Annotated in this window: 3 protein-coding genes; all 3 read right to left on the reverse strand. The window is 65.2% G+C overall.

Translation table 11 applies throughout. The features are described 5' to 3' along the window. Positions 1-340: 340 nt before the first annotated feature. Genes acnB through ACVOLO_RS17985 form a run of 3 tightly spaced genes read right to left on the reverse strand, consistent with a single transcriptional unit; the run spans position 341 to position 3,599 of the window. Positions 341-2,932: a bifunctional aconitate hydratase 2/2-methylisocitrate dehydratase gene (gene acnB / locus ACVOLO_RS17975; protein WP_481571689.1), complete on the reverse strand. Its 2,592-nt coding sequence runs from the start codon at positions 2,930-2,932 to the stop codon at positions 341-343. Positions 2,933-2,970: 38 nt separating this feature from the next. After that, the gene (locus ACVOLO_RS17980; RefSeq protein ID WP_481571690.1) at positions 2,971-3,369 is read right to left on the reverse strand and encodes a type II toxin-antitoxin system VapC family toxin; all 399 of its coding nucleotides are present in this window, start codon (positions 3,367-3,369) and stop codon (positions 2,971-2,973) included. Next, positions 3,366-3,599, reverse strand: coding sequence for an AbrB/MazE/SpoVT family DNA-binding domain-containing protein (locus ACVOLO_RS17985; RefSeq protein WP_273081821.1), 234 nt, complete (start codon positions 3,597-3,599; stop codon positions 3,366-3,368). The genes ACVOLO_RS17980 and ACVOLO_RS17985 overlap by 4 nt, the downstream gene beginning before the upstream one ends. Between the last annotated feature and the right edge of the window lie 200 nt (positions 3,600-3,799).

Here is a 3,799-nt window from a genome sequence, read left to right on the forward strand (position 1 = left end):
CGTTACCGCCTGCATGCGCAAATACCTGACCCGGCTCAACGCGATGAAGCGTGACAACGCGCCTTGGCGGGTCGGCTCTATGGAGACTGTGCAAGACAGTTGACTCCTACAAAAGCACACCAGTAGGAGCGACCTTGGTCGCGAGGCACGTGATGCAACGGCAAGCCGAACTGCAGACAATTGCAGAAGGCTTGCAATCTTCATGCACAGCCAGCTTCGCGGCTGAAGCCGCTCCTACAGAAATACGTTACGTACCCAACTGTTCCCACGCCATCACGCGCAACAAAAACCCCCGGCTTTCGCCGGGGGTTTTTCTTTCAACACTTACCGCAGATCAGATTCAGGCGTTGACCGAATCGGCCACGTCCTTGTAGTCGGCAATCTGGTCGAAGTTCATGTAGCGGTAGATCTCGCTACCGGCGGCATCCAGCACGCCGACGTCGGCCATGTACTCTTCCTTGGTCGGGATGCGGCCCAGACGCGAGCAGATCGCGGCCAGCTCGGCCGAACCCAGGTACACGTTGGTGTTGCGGCCCAGGCGGTTCGGGAAGTTGCGGGTCGAGGTCGACATCGCGGTGGAGCCTTCGCGGATCTGCGCCTGGTTGCCCATGCACAGCGAGCAGCCCGGCATTTCCATGCGTGCACCTGCAGAACCGAAGGTGCCGTACACGCCCTCCTTGGTCAGCTCGGAGGCGTCCATCTTGGTCGGCGGTGCCACCCACAGACGGGTCGGGATGTCGCGCTTGCCTTCCAGCAGCTTGGCGGCGGCGCGGAAGTGACCGATGTTGGTCATGCACGAACCGATGAACACTTCGTCGATCTTGGCACCGGCAACTTCAGACAGCGTCTTCACGTCGTCCGGGTCGTTCGGGCAGGCCACGATCGGCTCGTGGATGTCGGCCAGGTCGATTTCGATGACCGCGGCGTACTCGGCGTCGGCATCCGGCTCCAGCAGCTGCGGGTCGGCCAACCAGGCTTCCATCTTCTCAACGCGACGGGCCAGCGAACGGGCGTCTGCGTAGCCTTCGGCGATCATCCACTTCAGCAGCGTGATGTTGCTGTTGAGGTACTCGATGATCGGCTCCTTGTTCAGGTGCACCGAGCAACCAGCGGCCGAACGCTCGGCCGAGGCGTCGGACAGCTCAAACGCCTGCTCCACCTTCAGGTCCGGCAGACCTTCGATTTCCAGGATGCGGCCGGAGAAGATGTTCTTCTTGCCCGCCTTGGCCACGGTCAGCAGACCGGCCTTGATCGCGTACAGCGGGATGGCGTTGACCAGGTCACGCAGGGTCACGCCCGGCTGCATCTTGCCCTTGAAGCGCACCAGCACCGACTCCGGCATGTCCAGCGGCATGACGCCGGTGGCCGCAGCGAAGGCCACCAGGCCGGAACCAGCCGGAAACGAAATGCCGACCGGGAAACGGGTGTGCGAGTCACCGCCGGTGCCGACGGTGTCCGGCAGCAGCATGCGGTTGAGCCAGCTGTGGATCACGCCATCGCCCGGACGCAACGAGACGCCGCCACGGGTGGAGATGAACTCCGGCAGGGTGTGGTGGGTCTTCACGTCCACCGGCTTCGGGTAGGCCGCGGTGTGGCAGAACGACTGCATCACCAGGTCGGACGAGAAGCCCAGGCAGGCCAGGTCCTTCAGCTCGTCGCGGGTCATCGGGCCAGTGGTGTCCTGCGAGCCCACCGAGGTCATCTTCGGTTCGCAGTAGGTGCCCGGGCGCATGCCCTTGCCTTCCGGCAGGCCACAGGCGCGGCCAACCATCTTCTGCGCCAGCGAGTAACCCTTGCCGGTGTCGGCCGGCTGCACCGGCAAACGGAACAGGTCGGTGACCGGCAGGCCCAGCGCTTCACGCGCCTTGGCGGTCAGGCCACGGCCGATGATCAGCGGAATGCGGCCACCGGCGCGCACTTCGTCAAACAGCACGTCGCTCTTGACCTGGAATTCGGCGATGACTTCACCGTTCTTCAGTGCCTTGCCGTCGTACGGACGCAGCTCGACGACATCGCCGTGCTCCATCTTCGACACATCCAACTCAATCGGCAGTGCGCCGGCGTCTTCCATGGTGTTGTAGAAGATCGGCGCGATCTTGGAACCCAGGCACACGCCGCCGAAACGCTTGTTCGGGATGAAGGGAATGTCTTCGCCGGTGAACCACAGCACCGAGTTGGTGGCGGACTTGCGGCTGGAGCCGGTGCCGACCACGTCGCCGACGTAGGCAACCAGGTGACCCTTTTCCTTCAGCGACAGGATTTCCTGGATCGGGCCGCGCTTGCCGTCTTCTTCCGGCACGAACGGTGCGTCCGGACGCTTGTTCTTCAGCATCGCCAAGGCGTGCATCGGGATGTCCGGGCGGGTGGTGGCGTCCGGGGCCGGCGACAGATCGTCGGTATTGGTTTCGCCCGGCACCTTGAACACGGTGATGGTCAGGCTCTGCGGCACTTCCGGCTTGCTGGTGAACCACTCGGCATCGGCCCAGCTCTGCAGCACGCCCTGTGCATGGGCATTGCCGGCCTTGGCCTTTTCCTGCACGTCGTGGAAGGCATCGAACACCAGCAGGGTGTGCTTCAGGCCATTGGCGGCGATGGCGCCGACTTCGGCGTCATCCAGCAGCTGGATCAGTGGCGCGACGTTGTAACCGCCGAGCATGGTGCCCAGCAGTTCGGTGGCGCGCGCACGGCTGATCAGCGCGTTCTTTTCGGTGCCAAAGGCAATGGCGGCCAGGTACGAGGCCTTGACCTTGGCGGCGTCATCGACACCGGCCGGCACGCGGTTGGTGATCAGGTCGAGCAGGAACTCGGCTTCGCCAGCCGGCGGGTTCTTCAGCAGCTCGATGACGTCGGCCGTCTGCTGTGCAGTCAGCGGCAACGGCGGGATGCCAAGCGCGGCGCGCTCGGCTACGTGGTGGCGGTAGGCTTCCAACATGACAACTCCCGGGTGTAACGGTTAAAGAATGGATGGGCTCAGGCTTGCGGCACGATCAGCTTCAGGCCCTTGAAGTAGTCGCGATAAAACGTGTCGTTCCAGGTGATCAACCCGTCGCACTGCAGCAGTGCGTGGGCACCCACCATGAAATCGTCGATGCGGCGGGTGTCGCCGCTGCGCTGCCGGTGGCGGCGGTGCATCTCACCGGCCCGCAGCGCGGATTTGGCTTCCAGCGGGCTGAAATGGACGCCCATTTCCTCCAGCGCTTCCTGCACCTCGGCACCGCCGCGCAGCGAGGCGCAGATCTCGGCCAGCGTGGTGCCGCAGATGACCACCCGCCCACCGACCAGCGCCTGCCGCAGGCAGGCTTCCACCGCGTCGGCGCGCGGGCCGTCGCTGAGCAGTTCGATCAGGACCGGGGAGTCGACGGCGATCATGCCGGGTCGGCCTCGTCACGGACGGTGCGCACGGCCTGCTCGGCCGAGTCGAAACCATCCAGCGCGAACTTGCCGCGCGCGCGGGAAATGGCATCGTCCACGCTTTTGCGCAGGATGATGCGGCTGCCGTCCAGTTCAACCTTGAGCTGGGTGCCCTTGGTCAGGCCCAGCGCGTCACGAACCGCCTTGGGCAGGGTGATCTGCCCGCGTTCAGCTACGGTGGCTTCCATGGGACCTCCAATGAAGTATGCACGAATTATACATACTTTCTACGACATACCCCAAACCTCCGGATTGCGGTAGTGGGGGGGGGGGGGGGGGGGGGGGGGGGGGGGGGGGGGGGGGGGCGGGGGGGGGGGGGGGGGGGGGCGCCCGCCGCGGGCGGGCGCGCCGCCGGCGGGCGGGCGCCGCCCGGGGGCGGCGCCCGGCC

Source organism: Stenotrophomonas sp. STEN056, from assembly GCF_056759635.1.

Coding starts and splice junctions, on each gene's coding strand:
- ACVOLO_RS17980 (WP_481571690.1), bottom strand. CDS start 3,369: ATGATCGCCGTCGACTCCCCGGTCCTGATCGAACTGCTCAGCGACGGC.
- acnB (WP_481571689.1), bottom strand. CDS start 2,932: ATGTTGGAAGCCTACCGCCACCACGTAGCCGAGCGCGCCGCGCTTGGC.
- ACVOLO_RS17985 (WP_273081821.1), bottom strand. CDS start 3,599: ATGGAAGCCACCGTAGCTGAACGCGGGCAGATCACCCTGCCCAAGGCG.